A 14408-nucleotide genomic window follows, 5' to 3' on the forward strand; every position below is an offset into this window, starting at 1 on the left:
TGCGACCGAATCGAGGAAGCAAGTCTCAGTTATGATCAACGTTCCTCGCTTACCTCACCATGCATCAATGGAGCGGTGCCAGGTGACGACCGCGGTCAATTTTGCCTCGCCGCTCTGGCCTGGATAGGATGCAGAATCAGGCCTTTTACGTGCTTCTCCCGAAGCTTTCGTCCTGACGTACTCAATTCCCGAAATTTCATATGGAATAACCACTCAAGATACGGTTGACGGTTGGTCGCGAACCGTTAAAACTTCCCGCAAAGTTTGTAAGATCCCGGAGAGCAATGAACAATGGACGAACCTTATAAGCAAATTTCCGGGTGCCGCATTAGTGGTTCCAAGAATTTGGTCAGCGTGTTGCAGCTTGGTCATCAAGAATTGACCGGTGTGTTTCCGTCTCCAGGGCAGTCTGTAACATCAGGCCCCCTGGATCTGGTCTGGTGTCAGGATAGCGGCCTGCTTCAGCTCGCCCATACTTACAATTCGTCGGAAATGTACGGCGACAACTACGGCTATCGTTCAGGCCTCAACGCCTCAATGGTTCGACATCTCACGAACAAGATCGGTTTTCTTGAGAAATTCGCAGCCCTGGCCCCGACAGATGTCGTTCTTGACATTGGTTCTAATGACTGCACCTCGCTCAAGGCCTACACCGTGCCCGGCATCGAGCGCATTGGGATCGATCCCACCGGAGCGAAGTTTCGCGAATACTATCCGGACGATGTAAAACTGGTCCCGGACTTCTTCACGGCCGACAATTTCCGCAAGGTTAGCCAGAAGTCAGCCAAGATCGTAACATCGATCGCCATGTTCTATGATCTGGATGATCCGATTGCATTTGCACGCGATATTGCCTCGGTGCTTGCAGCCGATGGCCTATGGCATTTCGAACAGAGCTATATGCCTTCGATGCTGCGGACCACATCTTATGACACCATTTGCCATGAGCATCTGGAATATTACAGCCTCGGTGTCGTAAACCTTATTCTGGCCGCGGCCGACATGCGCGTGGTCGATGTACAGATGAACGGCATCAATGGCGGAAGCTTTGCCGTGACGGCCGCCCATAAGGGGTCGACGCACAAGGCCAATAGCGCAGTGATCAACTGGCTTCTGGAGCAGGAAGATCGCATGGGACTGAACACCGTGCGCCCCTTCCGTGAATTCGAGGATCGCGTTTATCGCCACAGGGCAGACCTTACCCGATTGCTGAAGGCCTTGGCCGCCGATGGCAAGACGGTGATCGGCTATGGCGCATCCACGAAGGGCAATGTCACCTTGCAATTCTGCGGCATTACGGAAAAGGAGCTTCCGGCCATTGCGGAAGTGAACACCGAAAAATTTGGCAAGGTCACTCCGGGCACTCGAATCCCGATTATTTCGGAAGCTGAGGCAAGAGCGATGCAACCGGACTACTTCCTCGTGCTTCCGTGGCATTTCAAGGAAGGCATATTGCAGCGTGAGAAAGAGTATCTTGCTAAGGGGGGGAAATTCATCTTTCCATTCCCCGAAATCGAGATCGTCTGATCAGGTCCAATTCATCGAAATAAAATCCAGTCGATGAGGTCGCTGCCGTGTTCTGCGGTGAGACTATCCGCCTTGGTATGGCGGCGACCTCAGAGATTGGCGCAAACGAGCTCATAGACATTCGACCTTGCAAGACTTCGGGTGAGAATTGGGATATGGGCGGTGCGCATTCCGGGTTGCGCGGAAACAATTGATTTCTGCAAATCCTTAGCCACTCGCCGGCATCGATCAGTCTAGTGGATTGAATTTGACATCTGATACCCGCTTGCGGAACACTCCCTGATCAAATGTCAAATTCGAAAATTCCACTGGAATCATAGTCTTGATAGTGGTTCTCTTGATTCCGACATTTGCTCGCGAGTGTGCTGGGATGAAAATGTCGGAATCAAACCACTTGCGTACCACTTCGGTCTCGAACTGCCTGGTAAAACTCCTTGGATTTCGCATGCCGGATTCCTGACAGATCAAGAAAACCTCTGCACTCTTCCAAAGCGCGTCCTGCTCAGCGTAGAGCCGTTCTGATGGACAACTGCAGGCCCGGTCGCTAGAACGCTCGGAGCATAGGGCAGGCATCTTGAGGAGGATGTGATGGCGCAAGCCGTATCTGCGCTGATGGACCGGGAGGATCCTGTGAGCATTCCAAAAAAACTCCAAGCAGCCGATATTTTGCCAAGGGATGACGGTGCGATCCTGATCGGGCGCGTCTGGTCGAAGGCGCAGGGCGGGCCCTGCGTCGTGTTGGTGCGCGATCGGCAGGTTCATGACGTGACCGAGCTTGGCCCCACGGTTTCCATGGCGCTGGAGCGGCCGGATCTGGTGTCCACTCTCGTTACTGGTTCGTTTCCCGATCTGGGTCCGCTCGAGGCCTTTCTTGATGGAAGCGAGGGGGAGATCCTCGCGCCCATCGACCTTCAGGCGGTGAAGGCCGCCGGCGTTACCTTCGCAGACAGCATGCTGGAACGGGTGATCGAGGAGCAGGCGCGCGGTGATGCCTCGCGTGCACAGGCCATCCGGGCGCAACTCGCGCCGGTGATCGGCGATAATCTGCGCGGTATTGCCGCCGGTTCCGAACAGGCCGCCAAGGTGAAGGCGCTCTTGCAGGGCCTGAACCTCTGGTCGCAATATCTGGAGGTTGGCATCGGCCCGGATGCCGAGATTTTTACCAAGGCGCAACCGATGTCTTCTGTCGGATGCGGGGCAGAGGTGGGTATCCATCCGATATCGCAATGGAACAATCCGGAACCGGAAGTCGTGCTGGCCATTCGTTCCGACGGCGAGGTTGTCGGCGCAACTCTTGGCAATGATGTCAATCTGCGCGATGTGGAAGGGCGTTCGGCTTTGCTTCTCGGCAAGGCCAAGGATAATAATGCCTCCTGCGCCATCGGCCCCTTCATCCGCCTGTTCCACGGCGATTTCACGCTGCAGGCCTTGGATAGGGTTCGAGTCTCACTGCTGGTCGAGGGCGAAGATGGCTTCACCATGACCGGTGAAAGTGCCATGAGCGCCATCAGCCGCAGCCCGGCCAATCTGGCAGCCCAGCTTCTCAACCGCAATCACCAGTATCCGGACGGTGCGGTGCTGTTTCTCGGCACCATGTTTGCCCCGGTCAAGGACAGGCGCGGCGCGGGTCAGGGCTTTACCCATGAAGTGGGGGACCGGGTGGAGATCTCGGCGCCCGAGCTTGGGCGGTTGGTCAACTTTGTCAACCGCAGCGATGCCTGCCCGGAATGGCGTTTTGGTACCGGTGCCCTGATGGCCAATCTGGCGCGCCGGGGCCTGCTAAAGGACTGAGGTTACGTCGTTTGCCGGCTAGCTTTATTCCGGTATGGCGGGCAGAACCGTCTCGTGCTTCTTTAGCTGCCGTTCGCGGAAGAAGATGAAGAGGCCGGAGCCGACAATCAGGGTCGCGCCGATTACCATGGGCGTGCGCGGCACTTCGCCAAAGAAGATCCAGCCGAACAGAACGGCCCAGAGCAGCAGCGTATATTGAAGCGGTGCCACGGTTGCCGCATCGGATATCTTCAGGGCGCGGTTGACCAGCATATGCGCGCCCATGGCGACGATGCCAAGCAGGCAGAGCAGCAGGCCTTCCGTCACTGAGGTCAGCGGTGCCCAATCAAAGGGCGCAATGAAAAGCCCGGCCAGTGCCGATCCAGAAAGCTGGAAGAAAACCAGCGTCTTGTCCGGCGTCTGGCGCAGGCTTCGGCCAGACAGCATCATGAAGGCAAAGGCGCCTGTGCCGATGATCGAAATGACCGCCGGAAGTGTGAACATTGCGGTGGATGGCTCGAGCGTGATGATGACGCCGACAAAGCCGATGGCAATGGCACTCCAGCGGCGCCAGCCGACCTTTTCCCCCAGCAGCAGCGGCGAGGCGGCGGCCACATAAATGGGGGCTGCCAGCCAATAGGTCATCACGTCGGCAAGCGGCATATAGATGACGGCATAGTAGAAGCAGAAGATTTCGAGCGTCGAGAAAGCCACGCGGGCCGCCTGCAGGCCGGGTCGCTCGACGCTGAGGATCGGCTTCAGCCCGCTTCTCCAGAGAAAGGGCGCAAGAATGACAAGTGCAGCCAAGCTGCGGATCAGAATCACCTGGCCAAGGCCATAATTGGCCACCAGCCATTTGCCGATCGCATCATTCATCGCAAACATCAGCATGCCGAGCAGCATGATGCTGGGGCCGGCCGCGAGCAAACCGGTTTTTGCGGCGCGGGCTGTGGGCTGGACGCTCATGGATTTCCTCGAGATTCTGATGCGTTGGAGCGCTGGAGCGTTAGCACGGGCTGAACTGTTCGGCCACCCGGCTGCCACCCTCAAGGGCGCCTGCTTCCGTTGCCTGTTCTGGCAGAAAGCCCTGAAGGCAAAAAAGCCCCGCCGAACGGCAGGGCAATCTGGGGGAAAAACCCAAAGCCTTGCGGCTCGGGCATGTCTATAGAGCCAGAATTCCCGACAACCGGCGAGGTCGATTTGCCTGAAAACGGTACGATCTTAAGTGAAAACGACATTGGTGACCGGTATATGAACTGATCGGCCCTAGCGCTCCTTGACGGACTGCATGGCAACCGATGTGGACGTGCTGGCCACATGCGGCAGGCTTGAGATTTTGTCGCCCAGAACCTCGCGGTAGCGGCGGATGTTTTGCGTTCTCACCTTGAGCAGATAGTCGAAGCGGCCAGCAATCATGTGGCACTCCTCCACTTCCTTGATGCGCCGCACCGCTTGATTGAACTCGCTTAAGGCCTTTTCCCGCGTATCGGAGAGCTTTACTTCCGCAAAAGCGACATGATCGAGGCCCAGTTTCTGCGGATCGATTACGGCGCGGAAGCCCTGGATATAGCCCTCGTCCACCAGGCGTTTCAGCCTTGCATTGCAGGGCGTCTTCGACAAACCGATGCGGGCGGCAAGCTCGGTCACTGAGATGCGGCCATTGTCGGCCACCGCATCGAGGATCTTCAGGTCGAAACCATCCAGATCGACTGGTTTTGGCGCATCCATAGGAATTATCTCCGTCTACTTCGCCATATTTGGTACTATAGCCTGAAAATGAGCTCCATTAAAGTCTGCGTGAAATTGCATCCTGCGTTACCATCCGTGCATTCAGCCCCTCCGTGATCGAGATTGTACCGATGACCCTTCAAGGCTCCCAGATTTCGCAATCCCCGTCGCCTGCGCCCTTTGCGGACTTCGCTCCTGCCATCCGGCCTCAGTCGGAACTGAGGCAGGCCATCACCGCCGCCTACCGGCTGCCGGAGCACCAGGCGCTTTTGCCGCTTCTGCAGGCGGCAAGGCTTTCGCCGGCGGAAAAGACGACCATTCGCGAAACGGGCCGTACACTGGTTACAGCCCTTCGCGGCAAGAATCGCGGCAGCGGTGTCGAAGGCCTGGTGCATGAGTATTCCCTGTCGAGCCAGGAAGGTGTGGCGCTGATGTGCCTTGCCGAAGCGCTGCTGCGCATTCCCGATACGGCCACCCGCGATGCGCTGATCCGTGACAAGATCTCGGCCGGTGACTGGAAATCGCATCTGGGTGGCGGGCGTTCTCTGTTCGTCAATGCCGCGACCTGGGGCCTGGTCGTCACGGGGAAACTCACGTCCACCGTCAATGACCGCAGCCTTGCAACCGCGCTGACCCGGCTGATTGCCCGCTGTGGCGAGCCGGTGGTGCGCCGTGGGGTCGATATGGCCATGCGTATGATGGGCGAACAGTTTGTGACCGGCGAGACCATTGAGGAAGCGCTGCACCGCGCCCGCCGCATGGAAGATCAGGGCTTTCGCTATTCCTACGATATGCTGGGCGAGGCGGCGACCACCATGTCTGATGCCGAACGCTACTATCGTGACTATGAAAATGCCATCCATGCCATTGGTCGGGCAGCCGCCGGTCGCGGTGTCTATGAAGGTCCGGGCATTTCCATCAAGCTGTCGGCGCTGCATCCACGCTATGTGCGCGCTCAGGCGCAGCGTGTGATGGCGGAACTTCTGCCACGGGTAAAGGCGCTGGCGGCGCTGGCCAAAAGCTATGATATCGGCCTCAATATCGATGCGGAAGAGGCAGACCGGCTGGAACTGTCGCTGGACCTGCTGGAGGAGCTTTGCTTTGACGAGGCGCTCACCGGCTGGGATGGTATCGGCTTTGTCGTACAGGCCTATGGCAAGCGCTGCCCTTTCGTGCTCGATCATATCATCGATCTTGCACGGCGCTCCGGGCACCGCATCATGCTGCGTCTGGTCAAGGGCGCCTATTGGGATGCGGAAATCAAGCGGGCGCAACTGGATGGGCTTGCCGATTTCCCCGTCTATACGCGCAAGGTGCATACGGACGTTTCCTATATCGCCTGTGCCCGCAAGCTGCTCCAAGCGCGCGATGTCATCTTCCCGCAATTTGCCACGCACAATGCCCAGACACTGGCCACGATCTATCATATGGCCGGGCCGGATTTCACCGTCGGCTCTTACGAGTTCCAGTGCCTGCATGGCATGGGCGAGCCGCTTTATGAGGAAGTCGTGGCGGCAGACAGACTTGCGCGCCCCTGCCGCATCTATGCGCCGGTCGGCACGCATGAAACGCTGCTGGCCTATCTCGTTCGCCGGCTATTGGAAAATGGCGCCAACTCGTCCTTCGTCAATCGCATAGGTGATGCGAGCATTGCGGTAGACGAGCTGATTGCTGATCCGGTCGATGTTGTCGAGGCCATGGCCCAGCCGGGCTCGCCGCATGAGAAGATCGCCCTGCCGCCAAACCTGTTCGGCAAGAGCCGGCGCAATTCATCGGGTCTCGATCTCTCCAACGAAGCCGGACTTGCCTCGCTGTCGCAGGCGCTTGTTTCCAGTGTCGCGGTTGAATGGAAGGCCGAACCGCTGCTGGCTTTTGCCGCATCTTTGGAAGCGCCTGAGGCTGTGCTGAACCCCGCTGACCATAGGGATGCGGTGGGTGTGGTCGTTGCGGCCACCGAAAAAGCGGCTGTACAGGCTGTCGAGATGGCGGCTCTGGCCGGTCTTGCCTGGGGTAAGGTTCCGCCTGCTGAGCGGGCAAGCTGCCTGGAGCGGGCGGCCGACGCCCTGGAAGAGCGTATGGCTGAACTTCTCGGCCTCATCATGCGCGAGGCCGGCAAGTCTGCACCCAATGCGATTGCCGAAGTGCGCGAGGCCGTCGATTTCCTGCGTTACTATGCCGAACAGGCCCGGCGCACGCTCGGGGTGTCCCACCGTCCGCTCGGGCCCGTCGTCTGCATTAGCCCGTGGAATTTTCCGCTGGCCATCTTTACCGGCCAGGTGGCGGCCGCGCTGGTGGCCGGCAATCCGGTGCTTGCCAAGCCTGCGGAAGAAACGCCGCTGATTGCCGCTGAAGCCGTGCGCATCCTGCATGCGGCCGGCGTGCCACGCGATGTGTTGCAATTCCTGCCCGGCGATGGCCGCATCGGTGCAGCGCTCGTTGCCGCCCCCCAGACGGCAGCCGTCATGTTCACCGGTTCCACCGAGGTTGCCCGCCTGATCCAGGCGCAGCTTGCCGGGCGCACCTCGCTTTCCGGCAAACCCCTGCCGCTGATTGCCGAAACCGGCGGGCAGAACGCCATGATCGTTGATTCCTCGGCACTTGCCGAACAGGTGGTCGGCGATGTGATTGCCTCGGCTTTCGACAGCGCCGGCCAGCGCTGCTCGGCCCTGCGTGTGCTGTGCCTGCAGGAAGACGTGGCAGAGCGTGTGCTCACCATGCTGAAAGGCGCGCTTGCCGAACTGTCCATCGGAAACACGGATCAGCTTTCCACCGATATCGGTCCGGTCATTAGCGACGAGGCCAAGCGCGGCCTCGACGCGCATATCCAGCGCATGCGCGGGCTTGGCCGGCGGATCCATCAGGCGTCTCTGCCCCCTGAAGCGGAGCGCGGAACCTTTGTTGCGCCCACCATTATCGAGCTTGCCTCCTTAAAGGATCTTCAAAGGGAGGTGTTTGGCCCGGTTCTGCATGTCATCCGCTATCGGCGTAATGATCTGGATCGGTTGATGGACCAGATCAACGAGACGGGCTATGGCCTGACCTTCGGCCTTCATACCCGGCTGGACGAAACGATTGCCCATGTATTGAGCCGGGTAAAGGCCGGCAATCTTTATGTGAACCGCAATGTTATCGGTGCTGTCGTCGGTGTGCAGCCTTTCGGCGGTCGTGGACTTTCCGGAACGGGTCCCAAGGCCGGTGGCCCGCTTTATCTTGGTCGTCTGGTCGAAATGGCGCCGGAACCGCCGCAGCTGAGCTCGGTGCATCTCGATCCGGCGCTGACCGATTTCGCCCGCTTCCTGGAGGAGCGCCAGAAGACTGCACAGGCAAACCTCGCCCGCGCCATCGGCAGCCATTCAGCGCTGGGCGTGGAGCTCGACTTGGCCGGCCCTGTCGGCGAAAGGAATATCTATGCCCTGCATGCCCGTGGCCGCATTCTTCTCTTGCCGCAGACGGAGGATGGCTTGATCACGCAGCTGGCCTGCGTGCTGGCAACCGGCAATAATGCCGTGGTGGATGCACCTGCCGCTCTTCAGGCCGCAGTGGCCGGCCTGCCAGCAAGCGTTACGGCCCGCCTGCGCTTTACCCATGACTGGGCAGCCGATGGATTTATCGCCGGTGCCGTGATCGAAGGCGATGCGGATGTAGTGCGTCTTGCCCAGACACGGATTGCCGATCTGCCCGGACCGCTGGTGCTTGCGCAGTCTGCGCGGGTTGAGGATATGGCAAAACCGGATGCCTATTGCCTGCATTGGCTGCTGGAAGAGGTCTCGACCTCGATCAATACGGCAGCGGCCGGCGGCAATGCCAGCCTGATGGCCATCGGCTGATCCCCTTGCCGTCATCCGGACAGGCTCTATGATGCGCCGCCGGCGGCAAGCCGGCGGACATGAAAGGGTGTTTGCTTGACGGATAGACGATTTCTCACCGTGGCGGCCGGTCTTTTCGCGGTATGGCTCTTGCCCTCGCAAAGTGCCTTCGCCGTCGATTGGAAGGCGGTCGAGCAGGTCAAGACCTATGCCATTGCCGGCACAAGCGGTGCTGATCTTTACGAGGCGATTGGCGCACGTGCACCGGAGGCCCGTGGCGGGCTCGCCATTGCCCATACCAGTTTCAAGCTGACCTGGACGCGGACCTATACGCCGCAGGGGGCTGCCTGCGCCATCACGATGGCGAGACCCAAGGTCATCATCACCTATACGCTGCCAAAACCCTCGGCCAGGCTATCGCCCGATGTCGCGGCCAGCTGGTCGCGCTTCATTGCCGGGGTGGAAAAGCATGAACGCGTGCACGGAGATTTCATCAAGGAACTGGTGCAGCAGATCCAGGATGTCAGCCTTGGCCTTCGTGTGGAGAATGATCCCGCCTGCCAGAAGATCCGCCAGGTGCTGACGGCGCGGCTGGGCGAGCTGTCCAAAGCGGAACGGGCCAGAAATGTCGAGTTTGATCGGGTGGAGCTTAGCCCCGGCGGCAATGTGCACCAGTTGATCCTGGCGCTCGTCAACGGTCCCTGACATCCAGATAAAGAGAAGGCCCGCCGAGGGGTGCCGGCGAGCCTTCTGTTGAGACCGGCAATGCGGCCCCTTTCCCTTGGGAGGAAACTATTCTGCCGGTTGCAGCGAAGCTTGCATGGCAGGCTCTGCCGGCAGGCGGCCGGAAAGTGCTTCCGCAAGCTGTGCCTCGTCCAACTCGTTTTCCCAGCGCGCGACAACAATGGTTGCCACCGCATTGCCGACGAAGTTGGTGAGCGCCCGGCATTCCGACATGAAACGGTCGATGCCGAGGATCAGCGCCATGCCGGCCACGGGAACGGCCGGAACGACCGAGAGCGTGGCTGCCAGCGTGATGAAGCCGGCGCCGGTGATGCCGGCGGCACCTTTGGAGCTCAGCATAGCCACCAGCAGGAGCAGGATCTGGTCGGCAAAGGACAGATGAATATCGGTTGCCTGGGCGATGAACAGCGCTGCCAGCGTCATGTAGATATTGGTGCCATCCAGGTTGAAGGAATAACCCGTCGGGATGACGAGACCGACAACCGAGCGCTTGCAGCCGGCCCGCTCCATCTTCTGCATCAGGCCGGGAAGGGCCGCTTCCGAAGACGACGTGCCCAGAACCAGCAGCAATTCTTCCTTGATGTAGCGCAGCAGCGCCACGATCGAGAAACCGTTATAGCGGGCAACCGCGCCCAGCACGACGAAGACGAAGACCAGCGATGTGAAGTAGAAGGTGCCGATCAGGAAGGCGAGGTTCGCCACCGAGCCGATGCCGTATTTGCCGATGGTAAAGGCCATGGCGCCGAATGCACCAATGGGAGCGGCTTTCATCAGAATGGCGACGAGCTTGAAGATCGGCGCCATTACCGCATGCAGGAAGTCCGTGACCGGCTTGCCGCGTTCGCCAACCATGGCAAGCGAAATACCGAACAGGACCGAGAAGAATAGAACCTGAAGAATGTCACCATCGGCAAAGGCGCCGACAATGGTCGTCGGGATGATGTTCATCAGGAAACCGGTAATGGTCGATTCATGCGCCTTGCTGGCATAGGTCGATACCGCCTTGGCATCGAGCGTGGCCGGATCGATGTGCATGCCGGCACCCGGCTGCACGACATTGGCAACGATCATTCCTATGGCCAGTGCCAGCGTCGAGAAGACCAGGAAATAGAGCATGGCCTTGCCCGCGACACGGCCAACCTTCTTGAGGTCCGACATGCCGGCAATGCCGGTGGCCACGGTCAGGAAGATCACCGGTGCGATGATCATCTTCACCAGACGAATGAAGGCGTCGCCCAGCGGCTTCAGCGCGGCGCCGAGATCCGGATTGAAATGGCCGAGCAGGATGCCGGCGACGATCGCCACCAGAACCTGAACGTAAAGCTGCCGATAGAGCGGAATTTTGCCGCGCGGCGCCGCGGCATCGAGATGCAAATCCATGCGATAGATCCTCCATCGCGCCCCAACCGAAGCGGCTCTCCCGGGGCGGTCTTTTGATAATGACAAGACGATCAGCAAGCGGCGTGCCAGATCGAGGGGCTCCGGCAAGCATCTGATTCAAAAGTAATATTTTATCGACCCTCAAAAGGCCTGCTGTCGTTTGTGTGATATTCCGCACGGACGAGCTTGTATTTTTGGCGGATTAATGCACAAAATGGCAAATGTCTGACGCAATAGTCCCGTCCCCTTTGTTGTTCTGGCGTCGTTTCGGCGTGCAGGGTCGTGTCTGGCTGGTATTCGGCCTGTCGGCCTGTCTTCTGCTGGCGACCGCGCTTCTGGCGACACGCCATTTTGCCACGGTAACGGCTCTGGCCGGTCTCGAGCGGCAGGGGCGCGTCGATGCGGGGCTGAAAGTGGCGCTGTTGCGGGCCGTGCTGGAGCGGCCGCGCTCCCTGCCGCTTCTTCTGTCGCGCGATCGCGATGTGGAGGACGCGTTACAGGTGCCGGTGGCGGGCCGCATCGAGGATCTGAACCGCAAGCTTGAAGATCTGGTCCTCGGCACCAATGCCGCCGTGCTCTATGTGATTGACACGCGCGGCATTACGATTGCCTCCAGCAATTGGCGCGAGCCATCGAGTTTTGTCGGCAGCGACTATGCGTTCCGCGAGTATTTCTCGCAGGCCATGCGGGATGGAAGGGCCGAGCATTTCGCGCTGGGTAGCGTCAGCGGTCGGCCTGGCCTCTACATTTCCCATCGCGTTGAAAGCGCTGGAAAGCCGATCGGCGTCGTGGTCGTGAAGGCGGAGTTCGATCAGCTGGAATCCGATTGGCGCGATGCGCTTCGCCCCACATTCGTCACGGATGAGAATGGCCTGGTTCTGGTGACCAGCATTGCCTCCTGGCGGTTCATGAGCCTCGGCATCGCCTCTTCTGACGTCTTGCAAGCGGTGCGTGCCAGCCTGCAGTTCGGACATGCCGCCCTTGCGGCCCTGCCCATCCGGCAGATACAAACCTTCGCCGAGGGCGGCCAGTTGATCGAGACCGTGCTGCCGGGCAAAAGTCTGGCGCGCTATGTCGCCGTTGCCGTGCCTGTCCCCTCCACCCCTTGGACACTGAACTATCTGCTGCCGGTGGAGCCGGCGCTGGCGTCAAGCATTCGCCAGGCGCAACTGTCGATGCTGCTGGTGCTCGCACCACTTCTGGCGTTCGGCGCATTTCTGATCCGCCGTCGCCAGACAATACTGGCGAAGATTGCGACCGAGCAGGCGGCACGTCAGGAACTGGAACGCCGGGTGGTCGAGCGCACCCAGGCGCTGACGCAGGCGCGCGACCGGTTGCAGGCGGAAATCACCGATCATCGCGTGACCGAGGAACGGCTGCAAGGCGTGCAGCAAGAGCTTGTGCAGGCCAATCGCCTGGCCATTCTGGGGCAGGTGGCCGCCGGCGTCGCGCATGAGATCAATCAGCCCGTGGCAACCATCCGTGCCTATGCCGACAATGCCCGGATCTTTCTGGAGCGCGCCCAGTCGGGCCCAGCCGGAGAAAATTTGCAGGAAATCGCAAGGCTCACCGACCGGATCGGCACCATTACCGAGGATCTGAAGGCGCTGTCGCGCAAGGGGCGCTCGGCGCCGGAGCCGGTGTGTCTTGCCGATGTGATGAGCGGTGCGGTCCTGCTGCTGAAAAGCCGGTTTGCCGGACGCCTCGACCTGCTGACGCTTGACCTGCCGGATCGTCAGCTCTTGGTACTGGGCAATCGGCTGCGGCTGGAACAGGTGGTGATCAACCTGTTGCAGAATGCGCTGGAAGCCATCGAGCCGCAACCGCAAGGCCGTGTGCATGCCTTTGCCATTGCCGATGCGGGTAATGTGACACTGGTGATCGAGGACAATGGCCCGGGCATTCCGGCGACCGTGCTCGACCAGTTGTTTACCCCGTTCAACAGTTCCAAGGAAGCGGGTCTCGGCCTCGGCCTGGTGATCGCCAAGGATATCGTCAGCGATTATGGCGGGCGCATTACCGTCGAAAGCAGCATGTCCGGCACCCGTTTTGGCGTCGTACTCACAAAGGCTTCTCCATGAACCAGTCATGCCCTGTCATCCTGATCGACGACGACCGTGACCTGTTGCGCGCCACGGCCCAGACACTGGATCTGGCTGGCTTTTCCGTCACCGCCTGCGGCTCGGCGCGGGAGGCCCTGCCGCTTCTCCATCCGATGTTTTTCGGGGTGATCGTCTCGGATATCCGCATGCCGGGCATCGATGGGCTGGAACTCTTTGAGCGGGTGAAGTCGATTGATGCGGATATACCGGTTATCCTAGTGACCGGGCACGGCGATATTCCGATGGCAGTCAAAGCCATCCGTGACGGCGCCTATGACTTTATCGCAAAGCCCTTTGCTGCCGACCGGCTGGTACAATGCGTGCGCCGCGCGGGTGAAAAGCGTGGTCTCGTTCTGGAAAATCGCCAATTGCGCCAAAGCGTGGAAGGGGAAGAGGATGACCTCTCGCTGATTGGCCAGACACTGGTGATGGAGCGGCTGCGCCGGACGCTGAAACAGATCGCTGATACGGATGTCGATGTCCTGCTGACCGGCGAGACGGGCACCGGCAAGGAAGTGGTGGCGAGCCTGCTGCATCGCTGGAGCCGGCGTTCGCGCGGCAATTTCGTCGCCTTGAATTGTGGCGCGCTACCCGAACAGATCATGGAAAGCGAGCTGTTCGGCCACGAGCCCGGGGCCTTCACCGGCGCACAGAAGCGCCGTGTTGGACGCATCGAGCATTCCAGCGGCGGGACGCTGTTTCTCGATGAGATCGAAAGCATGGCGCAGGCAACACAGGTGCATATGCTGCGCGTGCTGGAAATGCGGGAAGTGACGCCGCTTGGCACCAACGAGGTGCGCCCCGTCGATCTGCGCGTTGTGGCCGCCGCCAAGCTGGATCTCGGCGATCCGGCGCAGCGGCGCGATTTTCGCGAGGACCTTTATTATCGCTTGAACGTGGTGACGCTCTCCATCCCGCCGCTGCGCGAACGTCGTGATGACGTGCCGCTGCTGTTCCGGCATTTCGCCCAGCGGGCCGCCGAGCGCTTCCGCCGCGACGTGCCGGATTTGACCGCCTCTGTATCCAGCTATCTCCTCAAGCATGAATGGCCTGGCAATGTGCGGGAGCTGACCCACTATGCCGAACGCTTCGTGCTGGGTCTTGAGCCGGATAATGATAAGCTGCCTTTGGTCGCGACCGACCTATCGCACACCATTGGTGATGCGCTGCCGGAACGCATGGCGCGGGTGGAGGCTGATATCATCCGCCAGACCCTGCAGGCCCATGAGGGAGACGTGCGCCGCACGATCGAGGCGCTCGGCATTCCCCGCAAGACCTTCTACGACAAGCTGCAGCGGCACGGCATCGTGCGCGGTGAGTTTTCCGGGCGTGACTGACGGGGTGAGCGCCA

9 protein-coding genes are annotated in these 14408 nt (G+C 60.1%); 6 read left to right on the forward strand and 3 right to left on the reverse strand.

The window, feature by feature from the left end:
- The first annotated feature begins 291 nt into the window (after nucleotides 1-291).
- Together E8M77_RS04995 and E8M77_RS05000 are read left to right on the forward strand one after the other, a co-directional pair.
- Nucleotides 292-1527, forward strand: coding sequence for a class I SAM-dependent methyltransferase (locus tag E8M77_RS04995; protein ID WP_137129528.1), 1236 nt, complete (start codon nucleotides 292-294; stop codon nucleotides 1525-1527).
- A 612-nt stretch (nucleotides 1528-2139) separates the two neighbouring features.
- Nucleotides 2140-3318, forward strand: a complete 1179-nt coding sequence (locus E8M77_RS05000; protein WP_137129743.1) for a fumarylacetoacetate hydrolase family protein — start codon at nucleotides 2140-2142, stop codon at nucleotides 3316-3318.
- Nucleotides 3319-3342: 24 nt separating this feature from the next.
- On the opposite strand, the gene E8M77_RS05005 is transcribed toward E8M77_RS05000, so the two are convergent.
- Together E8M77_RS05005 and E8M77_RS05010 are read right to left on the reverse strand one after the other, a co-directional pair.
- Nucleotides 3343-4263, reverse strand: coding sequence for a DMT family transporter (locus E8M77_RS05005; RefSeq protein ID WP_205910461.1), 921 nt, complete (start codon nucleotides 4261-4263; stop codon nucleotides 3343-3345).
- Nucleotides 4264-4563: 300 nt separating this feature from the next.
- Entirely contained in the window at nucleotides 4564-5025 is a 462-nt protein-coding gene (locus E8M77_RS05010) for an Lrp/AsnC family transcriptional regulator (protein WP_137129529.1), read from the reverse strand.
- A 131-nt stretch (nucleotides 5026-5156) separates the two neighbouring features.
- On the opposite strand from E8M77_RS05010, the gene putA reads away from it, so the two are divergent.
- On the forward strand, nucleotides 5157-8852 hold the full coding sequence (gene putA / locus E8M77_RS05015; RefSeq protein WP_137129530.1) for a trifunctional transcriptional regulator/proline dehydrogenase/L-glutamate gamma-semialdehyde dehydrogenase: 3696 nt from the start codon (nucleotides 5157-5159) through the stop codon (nucleotides 8850-8852).
- A 99-nt stretch (nucleotides 8853-8951) separates the two neighbouring features.
- A complete protein-coding gene (locus E8M77_RS05020) occupies nucleotides 8952-9536 on the forward strand; it encodes a DUF922 domain-containing protein (RefSeq protein ID WP_246659143.1) in 585 nt (194 codons plus the stop codon).
- A gap of 87 nt (nucleotides 9537-9623) precedes the next feature.
- Here the strand turns inward: E8M77_RS05020 and E8M77_RS05025 are convergent, their stop codons facing one another.
- Complete coding sequence (locus tag E8M77_RS05025; protein ID WP_137129532.1) at nucleotides 9624-10955, reverse strand: dicarboxylate/amino acid:cation symporter; 1332 nt, start codon at nucleotides 10953-10955, stop codon at nucleotides 9624-9626.
- Between the two features lie 221 nt (nucleotides 10956-11176).
- On the opposite strand from E8M77_RS05025, the gene E8M77_RS05030 reads away from it, so the two are divergent.
- Nucleotides 11177-13036: an ATP-binding protein gene (locus E8M77_RS05030; RefSeq protein ID WP_137129533.1), complete on the forward strand. Its 1860-nt coding sequence runs from the start codon at nucleotides 11177-11179 to the stop codon at nucleotides 13034-13036.
- A complete protein-coding gene (locus E8M77_RS05035) occupies nucleotides 13033-14394 on the forward strand; it encodes a sigma-54 dependent transcriptional regulator (RefSeq protein ID WP_137129534.1) in 1362 nt (453 codons plus the stop codon). The genes E8M77_RS05030 and E8M77_RS05035 overlap by 4 nt, the downstream gene beginning before the upstream one ends.
- The last annotated feature ends 14 nt before the right edge of the window (nucleotides 14395-14408 follow it).

Origin of the sequence: Rhizobium sp. FY34, from assembly GCF_005222845.1 — a bacterium.
Lineage (GTDB): Bacteria > Pseudomonadota > Alphaproteobacteria > Rhizobiales > Rhizobiaceae > Neorhizobium.